We start from the raw sequence: 13241 nt of genomic DNA, 5'->3' as shown, positions 1-13241 counted from the left end.
TTGTAATGTATCCTTTACTAAAATGAATTGATCTACAGATCGAGTACTGCAATTATTTCGTCAACGTCTTTTTCGCCATTCGGCACAAAGCCAAATGAACTATACAGCTTCTGAGCTATGATATTTTCAGGCTCATATGACAGCCAGCACTTTTCAGCTCTGCCGCATGGATACGTTCTGATGAAATCAAGTGCAAGCCGCAGCGCAGCCTTACCGTATCCCTTATGCTGAAAACGCTTATCTATCATAAAACGCCATATATTGTAATTGTTTTCGGCTATTTTCGGGTGATCTTCCCAGTATTCATCAGTTCCGAAGCCTATCATGACAAAGCCTACAGGCGTTTTGTCATCGTATATGCCAAAGGTAAATACATGATCGCCGCTTGTAATGGCTGCATAAGCTTCAATGATGCTTGTTTTATTGTCGGCAACAAACTTTTTCTGACTATCATCAACACTGAGTTCAAGAATATCCCATATATTTCCGCCGTTTACTTCTTCAAGATGTATCATCAGTCGTGAAGGAAACCTGTAAGTGTGTCAGACGGTGCTGCACCTCTTGTAAGAACTCTTCCAAGACCTGACAGATAAGCCTTTCTTCCTGCTTCGATCGCCTGCTTGAAAGCTTCAGCCATAACAGGAAGATCACCTGCTGTGGCAAGAGCTGTATTTGACATTACCGCAGCTGCTCCCATTTCCATAGCCTCACAAGCCTGTGAAGGTCTGCCGATACCTGCATCAACGATTATAGGCAGGTCGATCTCATCTATAAGGATCTGTATGAAATCCTTTGTGGCAAGTCCCTTGTTTGAGCCTATAGGAGAAGCAAGCGGCATTACGGAAGCTGCACCTGCGTTCACAAGATCACGGGCAGTATTAAGATCAGGATACATATAAGGCATTACAACGAAGCCTTCCTTTGCGAGTATCTCTGTAGCACGTACAGTCTCCTGATTATCGGGGAGAAGATACTTTGTATCGCGCATTATCTCGATCTTTACAAAGTCTCCGCAGCCGAGCTCACGGGCAAGACGAGCGATGCGGACTGCTTCGTCAGCATTTCTTGCACCTGAGGTATTAGGAAGAAGAGTTACTCCCTTAGGGATATAATCGAGGATATTCTCATGCTCCTTAGAGTTTGTACGGCGTACAGCAAGTGTGATTATCTCAGCTCCCGCATATTTTACAGCAGCCTCGATGAGACTGAGGGAATACTTTCCCGAACCAAGTATAAAACGTGAAGAGAACTCATGTCCTCCGATTATTAATTTATCTTCTTTCATTAACAATTACTCCTTATATATCGAATTCACCTGCGATTATCCTTATAACAGCATGAGCCTGATGTCCTGCGCATATAAGAACTCTTGACGAAACAAGTCCCATTCCGTCCTCAACATCGCTCACTCCGTCACCGCAGATATAAAAACGCTTTGTTACGCGTTTAGTGGTTATCATATTTGATGGAGCTATACCCGCCATGCCCGAACCTGATACAAGGTATTTTTCAGGCATATTTTCAAGCACGCAGTTTACGAGCATAGCCTTCTGTTCAGCTTTATCAAAAGCCTCAACGATTATATCGGCATCTGCAAGAAGCTCAGGAATATTATCCTCATTAAGCTTAATACAGTCCTTTCTGATATCGCAGTATGGCGCGATACGCTTCAAGGTATCATAAAGCGCATCGGTCTTGCTCATTCCGAGCTGCTCGGCGAAATACTGCTGTCTGTTAAGATTTGAGATATCTACCTTGTCAAAGTCGAGTATATGAAGTCTTCCGACCCCAGCCCTTGCAAGTGCAACAGCTATATTAGAACCGAGTCCGCCAAGTCCGCAGACTGCAACAGATGCGTCATTCAGCTTTTTTTGCAGCTCTTTGCCGTGTCTTTCTTCAAGAGCGGCATACATTTCCTCTTTAGTTGGTATCATTTATCAGCCGCCTCCGACGAAGCGAACGACCTCAACATGGTCACCATCTTTGAGTACAGTCTCATCGTACTTTGCTTTTGGAACTATTTCTTCATTTAGCTCAACAGCAACACGCTGACCGCTTATTTCCATATCGGCAAGCATTTCCGAAACAGTTTTTCCGTCCTTATCAAGAAGCTCTCCGTTTATCTTTACCATTCCGATACCTCCTATAATGAAATCAGGGAACAGCCTGCGCAGTTCCCTGAAAATACATAACAAAACAGGACTCCCTACGCTGGCATTAACCAAATCAGGTCGAAGGGTCGAAGGTAATACCTTCCTCTCAGCCTGTACCACAAGCTCCCCTGCACCAAGTATTATATCACACTTTTTGAGCTAAATCAAGTACCGGACAAAAAATAATCAGAACAACGAAAGCTGCTCATATTTCTCGGGAAGCTCGCTCATATACTCAAAACACCGGTCATTATCATGCATTATCCCGTACCTCTCACAAAAATCATCTATTATACCCATAAGCCGTGAACTGTCAGGACTCGGAATTACATAGGAATAGCCGAATTCTCTGCGGTATCTGTCTGACAGACCGCTAAAATACCTGTCGAGAGCCGAGTAAAAATACTCCCTGTTCCCCTCTCTCAGAGTCAGTCCTATACCAAAGCTGATTATTCCTTTAACTCCTGCTTCTGCGCAGTAATTTAGCAATCCAATAAGATTTTCTTCAGTGTCATTGATATACGGCAGGAACGGTGTAAGCCATACGATCGTTGGTATATCACGCTTTTTTATCTCCATAAGCACTTCAAAGCGCCTGCTCGTCCTGCAAACATTCGGCTCGATCATACCACAAAGTTCATCGTCAAATGTCGTCATAGTCAGCTGAACTACTGCCTTCTGCTGTTCGTTTATTGATGTAAGCAGATCGATATCCCTGAGTATGAGGTCTGATTTAGTCTGTACTGCCGCACCAAACTGATAACGCTCAATAAGCTCAAGACATCTTCGCGTAAGCTTCAGCTCGGCTTCAACAGGCATATACGGATCACACATCGCTCCGGTACCTATCATGCACTTTTTTCTCTTTGACCGCAGGGCTTTTTCAAGAAGCTGCGGCGCATTTATCTTGACTTCGATATCCTCAAAAGCATGAGGCATATTATAGCATTTACTGCGGCTGTCGCAGTAAATGCAACCATGAGTACAGCCTCGGTACAAGTTCATTCCGTTTTTTGAGTACAATATCCCTTTCGCTTCAACAAAATGCATAGCTTTATCTCCTGTAATATAGTAATAACATTATAGCATGAATATATGTTCTGTGCAACAATAAAAAATATATCTTTTTGAAAAAATCCTTGTGAAAATGTCTCAGATATGATAAAGCATTAAGTGCTGAGAAGCCACTGTTAAAAGTTCATTGTGCATCTCAGAATTGCAGACAGGGTGCTAAAAATATTCGTCCTGTTACAGAATAAAGCAATTTAACTGCTTTATTTTTCATCAGAAATTTATGCCCATAATGTATAGCGCTGAGGATAATGATGCATATATAATCCGTGGCTTTTAGATATCCAACCGCGCCTGATTTGCGACCAACCTCTCCTGTTTTCAAGGTAAGCACCGCTTTGCATATCCCATCAAATTTTTTTCTGAAAACCCTTGACAAGCTCGCAGTTTTGTGATAAAATATTATGGTACTGCGGAGCAACTGGTTTAACAGTCCGCCTCGGTAAAGTCTGTGCCGTGTAAAAAATATCAGATATATGCGGATATGGCGGAATTGGCAGACGCGTATGGTTCAGGTCCATATGAGCGCAAGCTCATGCAGGTTCAAGTCCTGTTATCCGCACTTTGAAAAAGCTTCCCAATTCGGGAAGCTTTTTTGTATATTTCAATATTTAAGGTCCTCAGCTTAGCCGAGGACCTTTTGTCATTTTTCGCAGCTGTGTATAGCCTTTACAGGACAAGCATCCTTGCAGGCTCCGCAGTTTGTACATTTATCGTAATCGATAGAAGCATGGAAATTATTGACTGTGATCGCACCGTTGGGACATTTTTTCTCACATATCTTACAGCCGATACAGCCGTTCTTACAGGCAAGCTTAGTAGCTTTACCGTTGTCGCCCGATGAGCAAAGAACATCAATATGCTTTGCAAGGGGCTTTATACTTATAAGACTGTTAGGACAGGCTGCGGCACACTGACCACAGGCACCGCAAAGTGCAGGAATGACCTTTGCTACACCGTTAACGACCTTTATAGCCTCATGCTCACAGGCACTAACGCAGTCTCCAAGACCTATACAGCCGAATTTACAGGTACCATTGCCGCCGTAGAAACGCTTGACAGCCTTACATGACTGAACACCATCAAAAGCAAAAGCTGTCTGTGTTGCGTTGCAATCGCCGTTACAGTGTACAACAGCGGTCATAGGAACTACCTCAGCCGCAGCAGTACCAAGGATATCAGCTATCTTCCCTGCTGCATCAGCACCTCCAGGACGACAGAGATTTGTAGGTGCTCCCTTCTGAATTATAGCAGAAGCATAATCAGCACAGCCTGCAAATCCACAGGCACCACAGTTAGCCTGAGGAAGTGCCTCCCCTATCTTTTCGATACGTTCATCGACTTCTACATAAAAGACCTTAGCTGCAACAGTCAGCAGTACTCCTGCCAGTATACCGCAGCCGCCGAGGATAAGTGCAGGTATAAGATAAGTAGTCATACGCGCACCTCCTTAGCTGAAAAGTCCCGAAAAGCCCATAAAGCTTACAGAAACAATGGAAGCGGCAATAAGTGTAGCAGGAACACCCTTAAAGGTCTCGGGAATATCTGCATATTCCAGCTTTTTGCGCACACCTGAGAAGATAACAAGTGCAAGCATAAAGCCAAGACCGCCGCCAAGAGCGTTTACAATAGACTGTCCGAAACTATAATTATTATCAATGTTAAGAACAGTAACGCCAAGCACTGCGCAGTTTGTAGTTATCAGCGGTAAATATACACCAAGAGAGCTGTAAAGCGACGGAACGCACTTTTTCAGAAAGTTCTCTACAAGCTGTACGAATAACGCAATAACAAGGATAAACACCACTGTATCGAAGTATTCAAGTCCATTCGGTACAAGAATACCATGGTGGATAGGATATGTAACAAGTGTAGCACATATCATAACAAATGTAACTGCAATTCCCATACCCGATGCACTGTCAAGCTTCTTTGAAACTCCAAGGAACGGACATATTCCCATGAACTTTGAGAGTACGAAGTTATCAGTGAGCATTGCAGAAAGAAGTATCACAAGCATAGTTTTCATTTGCAGTCACCTGCCTTTCCGCAGGCATCGGCATTTGGACAGCCGCTGCAGCCAAGCTCCTGAGGAGGTTTTTTCTTGCTGAGCTTATTCACAAGTGCGATTATAACACCGAGAGTAAAAAATCCACCCGCAGGCATTATAAACAGCAGCATCGGATTATCACTGAGCACAGGGATAGTAAGTCCCAGCCACTTGCCTGAGCCGATTATCTCACGCACAGAACCCATGAGGAACAGTGCAAGTGTAAAACCGATACCCATACCTATAGCATCACAGGCAGAAGCAATAACACCGTTCTTGCTTGCAAACATCTCAGCTCTGCCAAAGATTATACAGTTAACTGTGATAAGAGTCAGATAAATACCGAGACTGTCATAAAGACTTGGCACAAAGCCCTCAAGCAGGAAACCGATAAGAGTAACAAAGCTTGCAATAACTACGATAAACGCAGGTATACGCACCTTATCGGGGATAATTTTTCTTAATGCGGATATTACGATATTTGAGCCAAGAAGTACGAATGTAGTAGCCAGACCCATACCGATACCGTTAAGAGCCTGAGTGGTAACAGCAAGAGTTGGACACATACCAAGCAGCATAACAAGTGTAGGATTTTCCTTGATAATGCCCTTTGTCAGCTCCTTAGTGAGAGAAGTTTTATTATCAGCCACCGATTATCGCCTCCTTGTTTTCGTTATATACTTTAAGCGCAGTATCAACTGCGTGTTTCATACCCTTTGAAGAAAAAGTAGCACCGCTTATAGCGTCAAAAGAGTCCGAAGGCTGTGTAAGTCCGTAAAACTGCTTTCTGAAACCAGCCTCATCTCTGACCTTAGAGCCAAGACCTGGAGTTTCCCCAAGTGAAACAAACTCTATACCCGAAACAGCGCCATTCTCGTCAATACCCACAAGTATGTTGATACCGCCCTTTGAATAGCCGTCTGTACATACCTGTATAACGGTCTTTTTATCGGGAGTTACCGCGATAGTCTGTATTTCATCGTATCCGCATTTAAGTGTAACTACCTTGCTTTCAGTCTTGCCGAAAAGCGCTTCGACACTGCTGTTGAATTTTTCAGCTTTCTGATCTGCGATACGATCTTTCGTAAGCTCATATGCAAACACAAGAAGAAGTGACGCAATAACGCAAATCACAGTAAGTACAAGAGTAGGCTTTATCTTATCCTTCATTCTTTTCAGCCTCCTTTGCACCAAGTACCTTAGTTCTTGTGAGCTGTTCAATATACGGAGTAAGAACGTTCATAAGAAGTATGGAGAAGGATACGCCCTCGGGATAGGAACCGAAACGACGTATAACAAAGGTTATTATACCGCAGCCAAGTCCGAAAACTATCTTTCCCTTTGTAGTTATAGGAGTTGTGGCGTAGTCTGTAGCCATGAAGAAAGCACCGAGGAATACGCCGCCTGCAAGTATCTGATATACAGGATCATCTCCGCTTACCCAGCTTAAAACGAAAAGACTTCCGATAAATGCAACAGGAGCAGCAAGAGATATTATCTTTCTTGCCGCAAGGTAAAGACCTCCGATAAGCAGTCCGAGAGCACATACCTCACCGAGACAGCCTCCTGTCTTTCCGAGGAAAAGATCAAGATACGAGGGCATATCCCCGCCGTTTTTAGCAAGCACCAGCGGAGTTGCCGAAGATACCGCATCATAGTCATACTCTACAGGCTTTATCCAGTGTGTCATAGCCGAAGGGAAAGATACCATAAGCACGATACGTGCTGTAATGGCAGGATTTGCAAAGTTCTGTCCCAGACCGCCGAAAAGCTGCTTTACAATAACGATAGCAACAAATGAACCAATAACAGCCATCCAGTAAGGCAGTGTAACAGGTAAATTCATTGCAAGTATCAATCCCGTAACAACTGCCGACATATCGCCGATAGTATTGTCACGCTTCATCATTGCACGGCAGACATATTCAAAGAATATACAGCTTCCGATACATACAGCCGTAAGCGGTATAACACGCATACCGAAGAAATATATCGCAGCTCCCCATGCAGGAAGAAGGGCGATTATTACATTCAGCATTATATTTGATGTTTTTACGTAATTTTCGTCGTGGGGTGACGGCGAAACGATAAGCTTGTTCATGTTTCTCCGCCTCCTTACTTTCTCGGGATAAGTGCTTTAGCCAGCTGATTTGTCTCTGCAAGCTTTCTGTTTGCAGGACAGACGTATGTACAGCTTCCGCAGTTCATACAAAGCATGACTTTAAGCTGTTTCAGCTCATCAATATTGCGTATCTTATAAGCTCTGTCAATATCCGCAGGCATAAGTCCCAGAGGGCAGACTCTTACACATCTGCCGCAGCGGATACAACTTGAGGTCTTACGCTCATCGTAATGATTGAAAGCAAGAAGTGCGTTTGAGGTCTTTACAACAGGCATATCAATATCGGGAACGCTCATTCCCATCATAGGACCGCCTGCAATGAGCTTCTTTATCGAGTCGATGTCTGTCTTGCAGAATTCGAGAAGCTCCCTGAATGATGTACCTATCACAGCCGAAACATTCTTAGGCTCACCAACAGCATTTCCGTCGATAGTAAGCCTTCTTGTGACAAGCGGCATACCTGTCTGCATATATCTGTACAGGAAAGCCACAGTCGATACGTTCATAACGATAACCCCTGCATCGGCAGGAAGGCTTCCCTCGTTGACTATTCTTCCCGTGGAATTGTATATAATTACCTTTTCTGCGCCCTGAGGATAGGCTGACGGAAGTGTAATGATATCAATAGTGTCATCATTTTCAGCCATTTCGGTGAAATTCTTTATAGCCTCGGGTTTATTTGCCTCTATAGCAAGCTTTGCGGACTTTATCCCCAGCTGAGACTTTACCATATTGATACCGTTGATGATATCCTGCGGATTTTCCATCATTTCACGATAATCGGCGGTAATATACGGCTCACATTCAGCTGCATTTATAATGAGAGTATCAATATTGTTTTTAGGATTAAGCTTGATATGCGTAGGAAAACCTGCACCTCCAAGACCGCAGGCTCCGCTTTCACGGACAGCCTTGACGAAGCTTTCCTTGTCTGTGATAACAGGTGGTTTCACTTCCTCAGAGACAGTCTGTAGTCCGTCGGTCTCAACCTCGACCATTTTACAGACCGCGCCCATAGCATTGCGGTAATCAGTCAGAGCAGTTACCTTGCCTGAAACTCCCGAATGAACAGGAGCACTGAAAGGCGCATCGGAATCACCTATCTTCTGACCGACTTTGACCTCGTCGCCAACCTTTACAAGCGGCTGACACGGAGCCCCCATAGTCATGGACATAGGTATCCTTACCTTCTGAGGCAGCGGAAAAACTACAGTAGAGCTGTTTTCCGTATTTTTACGGTGTTTCAGCTTGATACAGTTCAATTTTTTCATATATTTCTCCTTATACTAAAGCAGATATACTGCCGAATAGATTTATAAATAAAATAATGTCACAAAAAGGGCGAAAAGCCCACACAATAATAATTATATAACATATCAGAGAAATATTCAAGATGTTTTTACAAAAAAATAATAAATTGACAAAAATTTATAGTTGTATCAAATAAAAAGAGGCATCAAAAGATGCCTCTTAATATCTTATTTATCTTTTCTTCTGCGCGAAACGAACGCCAGAACAGCTGCCGTACCAAGAACAGCTAAACCTGTATAAACTGGTTCAACGCCTGTTTTCGGAGAATCCGTTTTGCTCTTGGTAGTTGTAGCAGTTTTCTTTGTAGTCGTAGCTGTGGTCGTTGTTGTAGTTGCAGAAGTTGTTGTCGTGGTAGTATTTGTCAACTCCTCACCGTCCTGCGTTGTAGCAAGAGTTGTTGAAGTGGTACTTGATGTAGTCGTAGTGGTTGTAGTAGACGTTGTTGTAGTAGTCGTAGTTGAAGTCGTTGTCGTAGTGGTTGTGGTAGTTGTCGTGGTAGTAGTCGTTGTGGTGGTTGTAGTCGTTGTTGTGGTAGTAGTGGTTGTTGTGGTAGTTGTAGTCGTTGTCGTGGTAGTGGTTGTAGTGGTCGTAGTAGTTGTAGTCGTGGTAGTAGTAGTCGTAGTAGTAGTGGTCGTACTTGTTGAAGTCGAAGTTGTACTTGTAGTTGTGGGCGTTGTAGTGGTTGTGCTTGTAGACGTTGTTGTGGTAGTTGTAGTAGATGTAGTCATAGTGGTTGTGGTAGTTGTAGTAGTCGTTGTACTTGTAGTAGTTGTTGTTGAAGTAGTTGTCGTGCCCTCAGAACCACTCAGCATCTTAGGATTGAATGAAGAATATCCAAACTGGATACCGCCGTCAAAAGACTTCGCAAATGTAGCACCTGCTACGTGTCCGCCCTCATCACCGCTTCCGTCTGCATTAGGAGCAAGTGTAGAGCCCTGTATCGAACCCAGATACTTGAACTTAATCGCATCTTTCAGGTTATACAGAACAGGCATATTTTCGCCCTTATCCTGAAGGAGATTGCCCTTATCGTCATAAAGCTTCATATTAGTAAGCGGAAGCTTTATATCTTCACCGGGAACATTTATAACAAGATATGAACCCTGAGGAATATAAACATCTATCTGTAAGAATCCGTCATTAAATATCTTTGCCTGATCTTCATTAAGAGTAATTACATTAAGGTTTTTATCGTTGCCTGTGATAGTCCAGCCCTTATCGTAGTACTTTTCAATTCCAAGATTAGCGTTTTGTTCAAGCTTGCTAAGATAAATGCTCCTCTGATTGAGAAGCTCAAACTCTTTATCAAAGTCGATAAGCTGACCAACGTAAACTTCACACTGACCTGCGTTCATATGATCTGTTATTTCTTGGCTTATTGTCCCCTCAGTGCCTATGACAAAACGTTTGCCGTCAGGCTGGAAGTTTTTCAGCGTATCACCGCCTACGACTATCTGAGCAGCCTTGCTTGAAGGATCAAGCTTAGCGCCAACAGAATAGGAAGCAGTCTCACCAATATTCGCATTGCCGCCTACAGCAAGTCTTCCCTCACAGTCAGAACCGCGGGCTGCAAAATCATCGTGCAGGAAAACCGAGAACTGACCTGCTGCACCGAGAAAATATTCATCGGTATCGTTTACACCAAGCAATTCAGCCTTATTCTGTGCTGTAACAGGCTGCGAACCCGGCTCGGCAGGTATTTCCTTATTATGAAACGCCAACGGTACAGCTCCCATAATGCAGAACGATGTAAGTACACTTAAAAAACGTTTGATTTTTATTTTATTCATTGCCAATCCCCCGATAATATAATATTTTATATTATTTTAGCACAAAAGTAATATATAATCAATGAACAATATACACAAAATTATAATATTTCAACTAAGCAAAATTCACATAGGCTCAACAAATAAAAAAACGTTTCTTCAAACTATCGAAGAAACGTAAAACAAAAAGCACCCGCTATTGCAGATGCTCTTCTGGAGGCGCCACCCAGATTTGAACTGGGGATCAGGGTGTTGCAGACCCACGCCTTACCACTTGGCTATAGCGCCGCTATTGGAGCGGATTACGAGGCTCGAACTCGCTACCTCCACCTTGGCAAGGTGGCGCTCTACCAGATGAGCTAAATCCGCGTAATGGCGACCCCGAACAGACTCGAACTGTCGACCTCCTGCGTGACAGGCAGGCGTTCTAACCAACTGAACTACGAGGCCAAAGAATTGGTGGGGACTACAGGGCTCGAACCTGTGACCCTCTGCTTGTAAGGCAGATGCTCTCCCAGCTGAGCTAAACCCCCACATATTCTTCTGTTCATCGGTTACTCTCGCCCGACGACTTTAATATTATATCACGATAATTGTATTCTGTCAAGCCTTTTTTTGAATTTTTTCAAAAAATTTTTTCGGTATGTCATTTCATGGCTATATTACGTCAAACAGCTTCAAAAAATTTTTTTCAAACTTCCTCGTTGAGCAGATACTTGACCTGCTCAGCAGGATAATTTCATTTATATAATATAGAACCAGCTTTCATCAGTATCAAGATCGGATTTCTCAACCTTGGCTGCATCATCAAAATTATATCTGAGTTCCTGATTCTTTACGCTTACCTTAGCTCCTGCGGGAACAGAGCGGGTTATGAATACGTTACCGCCGATAACCGCATTTTTTCCGACCACAGTTTCACCGCCGAGAATAGAAGCTCCTGAATATATGGTAACATTGTCCTCAATAGTAGGATGACGCTTTTTATTGCGTAAAGACTGTCCGCCTCTTGTCGAGAGTGCACCGAGAGTAACTCCCTGATATACCTTTACGTAGTCCCCTATCTCTGTAGTTTCACCTATAACTATGCCTGTACCGTGGTCAATGAAGAAATATTTTCCTATTGTAGCACCGGGATGTATATCTATACCTGTCTTGCTGTGAGCGTGCTCAGTCATAACTCTCGGGATAAGCGGCACTCCCAGCACAAAAAGCTCGTGTGCAAGACGGTTTACAAGTATAGCATAAAGTCCCGGATATGAATATATTATCTCGTCTTTGCTGTATGCAGCCGGATCTCCGTCATATGCAGCCTGAACATCGGTTTCGATATATTCTCTTATCTTCGGTATCTTATTGAGATACTCAAATGTAAGCTCTATAGCCTTTTTATTAAGGTCATTATCACTGAGATCAGCATATTTTCCATCGTATCGCAGAACCACGAATATCTGTCTTATTAGCTTGAAAATAACATCCTCAAGTATCATGGACATATTATTTCTTACGGTAAAGACCCTGTAGTTCTTATTTCTGAAATAACCCGGGAAAACTATCCTTCTAAGTCCTTCGATTATGCTTATTATCTCATCGTTATCAGCGTGATCGAAAGTCTTTATCTCATTGATAGTACGATCGTCCCTATAATCAAAAAGAATTCTTTTTGCCAGTTCATTGATCTGTTCTTCAATATTCTTCATCATACCCACCTCACAAAAATAAAAAGACAAATGTCAATCTCCAAATATCATTATACATTATTTCTCTTATTAAGTCAATATGAATTATATCAATAAGCTAAAAAAAGCTCATTATACTATTGACTTTAAATGATATTCGGGCTATATTATATATATGCCGTCAAAGAAAGAGGTAGCTTATGGATATCAATATAGACAGATCGCTTACAGGAGAATTCAGTAAGACAATATGGTCAAAATTCAGAAAAAGTATAGATGAATACAAAATGATAGAAAATGGTGACAGAATAGGTGTTTGTATATCGGGCGGAAAGGACTCGATGCTTATGGCGAAGTGCCTGATGAGGCTGCAAAAATACAGCAATATAAGCTTCGATACCGAATACATAGTTATGGACCCCGGATATGCCGAAGAAAACCGCAGCAAGATAGTCGAAAACGCAGAACTTCTTGGTATTCCTGTAAAAATAATGAATACCCGCATATTTGAGTCAACAGAAAAAGCTGAAAAGCATCCCTGTTTTCTATGTGCAAGGTTGCGCAGAGGCTGGCTCTATAAAACAGCGCAGGAGCTTGGCTGCAATAAGATAGCTCTGGGTCATCACTTTGATGACGTTATAGAAACAATACTAATGGGTATGCTTTACGGCTCTCAGATACAGACTATGATGCCAAAGATACACAGTGAGAACTACGAAAACGTACAGGTCATACGTCCGCTGTATCTTGTGCGCGAAGCTGACATCATAAGCTGGGCAGAATATAACAGCCTGCATTTTATACAGTGTGCCTGCCGTATAACAAAAAGCGAGGGAAGTTCAAAACGTGCAGAGGTAAAACAGCTGCTCAAATCCCTTCGCGAGGTCAATCCTTCTGTTGATATGAACATATTCAGGAGCGTTGAAAACGTCAATCTGCAAACCCTTATTTCCTATCACCGCGGAAACGAATATCATCATTTCCTTGACGACTTCGACAAAGGACTGAGCGTAAAGGGAACAAATAAATTTGAAAAAGACTCGTAACCCAAAGAGCTAAAAGCACTCATATAACAGCAAAGCCGCC

General features: G+C 42.8%; 14 protein-coding genes, 5 tRNA genes and 1 riboswitch. Of the genes, 2 read left to right on the top strand and 17 right to left on the bottom strand.

From position 1 onward, the window contains the following. Positions 1 to 32 precede the first annotated feature (32 nt). The 5 genes from BUB28_RS02515 to BUB28_RS02495 form a co-directional block, all read right to left on the bottom strand. Positions 33 to 515 carry a GNAT family N-acetyltransferase gene (locus tag BUB28_RS02515; protein ID WP_072948372.1) on the bottom strand — a complete coding sequence of 161 codons (483 nt, stop codon included), beginning with the start codon at positions 513 to 515 and terminating at the stop codon, positions 33 to 35. Further along, on the bottom strand, positions 515 to 1285 hold the full coding sequence (locus tag BUB28_RS02510; protein ID WP_072948370.1) for a thiazole synthase: 771 nt from the start codon (positions 1283 to 1285) through the stop codon (positions 515 to 517). Before BUB28_RS02510 ends, BUB28_RS02515 begins: the two co-directional genes overlap by 1 nt. Positions 1286 to 1298: 13 nt before the next feature. Continuing rightward, a complete protein-coding gene (gene thiF, locus BUB28_RS02505) occupies positions 1299 to 1934 on the bottom strand; it encodes a sulfur carrier protein ThiS adenylyltransferase ThiF (protein ID WP_072948368.1) in 636 nt (211 codons plus the stop codon). A gap of 3 nt (positions 1935 to 1937) precedes the next feature. Continuing rightward, complete coding sequence (gene thiS / locus BUB28_RS02500; RefSeq protein WP_072948366.1) at positions 1938 to 2132, bottom strand: sulfur carrier protein ThiS; 195 nt, start codon at positions 2130 to 2132, stop codon at positions 1938 to 1940. Between the two features lie 54 nt (positions 2133 to 2186). Next, positions 2187 to 2293, bottom strand: a riboswitch (TPP riboswitch). A gap of 46 nt (positions 2294 to 2339) precedes the next feature. Next, entirely contained in the window at positions 2340 to 3203 is an 864-nt protein-coding gene (locus BUB28_RS02495) for an SPL family radical SAM protein (RefSeq protein WP_072948364.1), read from the bottom strand. A gap of 499 nt (positions 3204 to 3702) precedes the next feature. Here BUB28_RS02495 and BUB28_RS02490 point away from each other — a divergent pair. Then, positions 3703 to 3786, top strand: a tRNA-Leu gene (locus BUB28_RS02490). Positions 3787 to 3867: 81 nt separating this feature from the next. Here the strand turns inward: BUB28_RS02490 and BUB28_RS02485 are convergent. The 12 genes from BUB28_RS02485 to BUB28_RS02430 form a co-directional block, all read right to left on the bottom strand. Beyond that, entirely contained in the window at positions 3868 to 4662 is a 795-nt protein-coding gene (locus BUB28_RS02485) for an RnfABCDGE type electron transport complex subunit B (protein ID WP_072948362.1), read from the bottom strand. A gap of 12 nt (positions 4663 to 4674) precedes the next feature. Then, positions 4675 to 5253 (bottom strand): electron transport complex protein RnfA, encoded by a 579-nt coding sequence (locus BUB28_RS02480; protein ID WP_072948360.1) that lies wholly within the window; start codon positions 5251 to 5253, stop codon positions 4675 to 4677. Then, positions 5250 to 5924, bottom strand: a complete 675-nt coding sequence (gene rsxE / locus BUB28_RS02475) for an electron transport complex subunit RsxE (protein WP_072948358.1) — start codon at positions 5922 to 5924, stop codon at positions 5250 to 5252. The genes BUB28_RS02480 and rsxE overlap by 4 nt, the downstream gene beginning before the upstream one ends. Further along, positions 5917 to 6444 (bottom strand): RnfABCDGE type electron transport complex subunit G, encoded by a 528-nt coding sequence (locus tag BUB28_RS02470; RefSeq protein WP_072948356.1) that lies wholly within the window; start codon positions 6442 to 6444, stop codon positions 5917 to 5919. The genes rsxE and BUB28_RS02470 overlap by 8 nt, the downstream gene beginning before the upstream one ends. Further along, a complete protein-coding gene (locus tag BUB28_RS02465; protein WP_072948354.1) occupies positions 6434 to 7375 on the bottom strand; it encodes an RnfABCDGE type electron transport complex subunit D in 942 nt (313 codons plus the stop codon). The genes BUB28_RS02470 and BUB28_RS02465 overlap by 11 nt, the downstream gene beginning before the upstream one ends. 14 nt (positions 7376 to 7389) lie before the next feature. Then, entirely contained in the window at positions 7390 to 8667 is a 1278-nt protein-coding gene (rsxC, locus tag BUB28_RS02460; RefSeq protein WP_072948352.1) for an electron transport complex subunit RsxC, read from the bottom strand. A 207-nt stretch (positions 8668 to 8874) separates the two neighbouring features. Continuing rightward, positions 8875 to 10497, bottom strand: a complete 1623-nt coding sequence (locus tag BUB28_RS02455) for a choice-of-anchor A family protein (RefSeq protein WP_072948350.1) — start codon at positions 10495 to 10497, stop codon at positions 8875 to 8877. Between the two features lie 193 nt (positions 10498 to 10690). Beyond that, positions 10691 to 10764 (bottom strand) — tRNA-Cys (locus tag BUB28_RS02450). 5 nt (positions 10765 to 10769) lie between these two features. Continuing rightward, positions 10770 to 10845 (bottom strand) — tRNA-Gly (locus BUB28_RS02445). Between the two features lie 4 nt (positions 10846 to 10849). Continuing rightward, positions 10850 to 10926 (bottom strand) — tRNA-Asp (locus tag BUB28_RS02440). Between the two features lie 7 nt (positions 10927 to 10933). Further along, positions 10934 to 11009, bottom strand: a tRNA-Val gene (locus BUB28_RS02435). Between the two features lie 210 nt (positions 11010 to 11219). After that, entirely contained in the window at positions 11220 to 12176 is a 957-nt protein-coding gene (locus tag BUB28_RS02430; RefSeq protein ID WP_175547791.1) for a serine O-acetyltransferase, read from the bottom strand. A 179-nt stretch (positions 12177 to 12355) separates the two neighbouring features. On the opposite strand from BUB28_RS02430, the gene BUB28_RS02425 reads away from it, so the two are divergent. Continuing rightward, positions 12356 to 13201, top strand: a complete 846-nt coding sequence (locus tag BUB28_RS02425) for a tRNA lysidine(34) synthetase (protein WP_072948346.1) — start codon at positions 12356 to 12358, stop codon at positions 13199 to 13201. The last annotated feature ends 40 nt before the right edge of the window (positions 13202 to 13241 follow it).

The organism is Ruminococcus flavefaciens, from assembly GCF_900143025.1.
In the GTDB taxonomy this organism is placed as follows: Bacteria; Bacillota; Clostridia; order Oscillospirales; family Ruminococcaceae; genus Ruminococcus; species Ruminococcus flavefaciens_I.
Note: the sequence above shows the minus strand (reverse complement) of the source record. Positions and strands in the feature narration are given on the sequence as shown.

Coding starts and splice junctions, on each gene's coding strand:
- BUB28_RS02515 (WP_072948372.1), bottom strand. CDS start 515: ATGATACATCTTGAAGAAGTAAACGGCGGAAATATATGGGATATTCTT.
- BUB28_RS02510 (WP_072948370.1), bottom strand. CDS start 1,285: ATGAAAGAAGATAAATTAATAATCGGAGGACATGAGTTCTCTTCACGT.
- thiF (WP_072948368.1), bottom strand. CDS start 1,934: ATGATACCAACTAAAGAGGAAATGTATGCCGCTCTTGAAGAAAGACAC.
- thiS (WP_072948366.1), bottom strand. CDS start 2,132: ATGGTAAAGATAAACGGAGAGCTTCTTGATAAGGACGGAAAAACTGTT.
- BUB28_RS02495 (WP_072948364.1), bottom strand. CDS start 3,203: ATGCATTTTGTTGAAGCGAAAGGGATATTGTACTCAAAAAACGGAATG.
- BUB28_RS02485 (WP_072948362.1), bottom strand. CDS start 4,662: ATGACTACTTATCTTATACCTGCACTTATCCTCGGCGGCTGCGGTATA.
- BUB28_RS02480 (WP_072948360.1), bottom strand. CDS start 5,253: ATGAAAACTATGCTTGTGATACTTCTTTCTGCAATGCTCACTGATAAC.
- BUB28_RS02470 (WP_072948356.1), bottom strand. CDS start 6,444: ATGAAGGATAAGATAAAGCCTACTCTTGTACTTACTGTGATTTGCGTT.
- BUB28_RS02465 (WP_072948354.1), bottom strand. CDS start 7,375: ATGAACAAGCTTATCGTTTCGCCGTCACCCCACGACGAAAATTACGTA.
- rsxC (WP_072948352.1), bottom strand. CDS start 8,667: ATGAAAAAATTGAACTGTATCAAGCTGAAACACCGTAAAAATACGGAA.
- BUB28_RS02455 (WP_072948350.1), bottom strand. CDS start 10,497: ATGAATAAAATAAAAATCAAACGTTTTTTAAGTGTACTTACATCGTTC.
- BUB28_RS02430 (WP_175547791.1), bottom strand. CDS start 12,176: ATGAAGAATATTGAAGAACAGATCAATGAACTGGCAAAAAGAATTCTT.
- BUB28_RS02425 (WP_072948346.1), top strand. CDS start 12,356: ATGGATATCAATATAGACAGATCGCTTACAGGAGAATTCAGTAAGACA.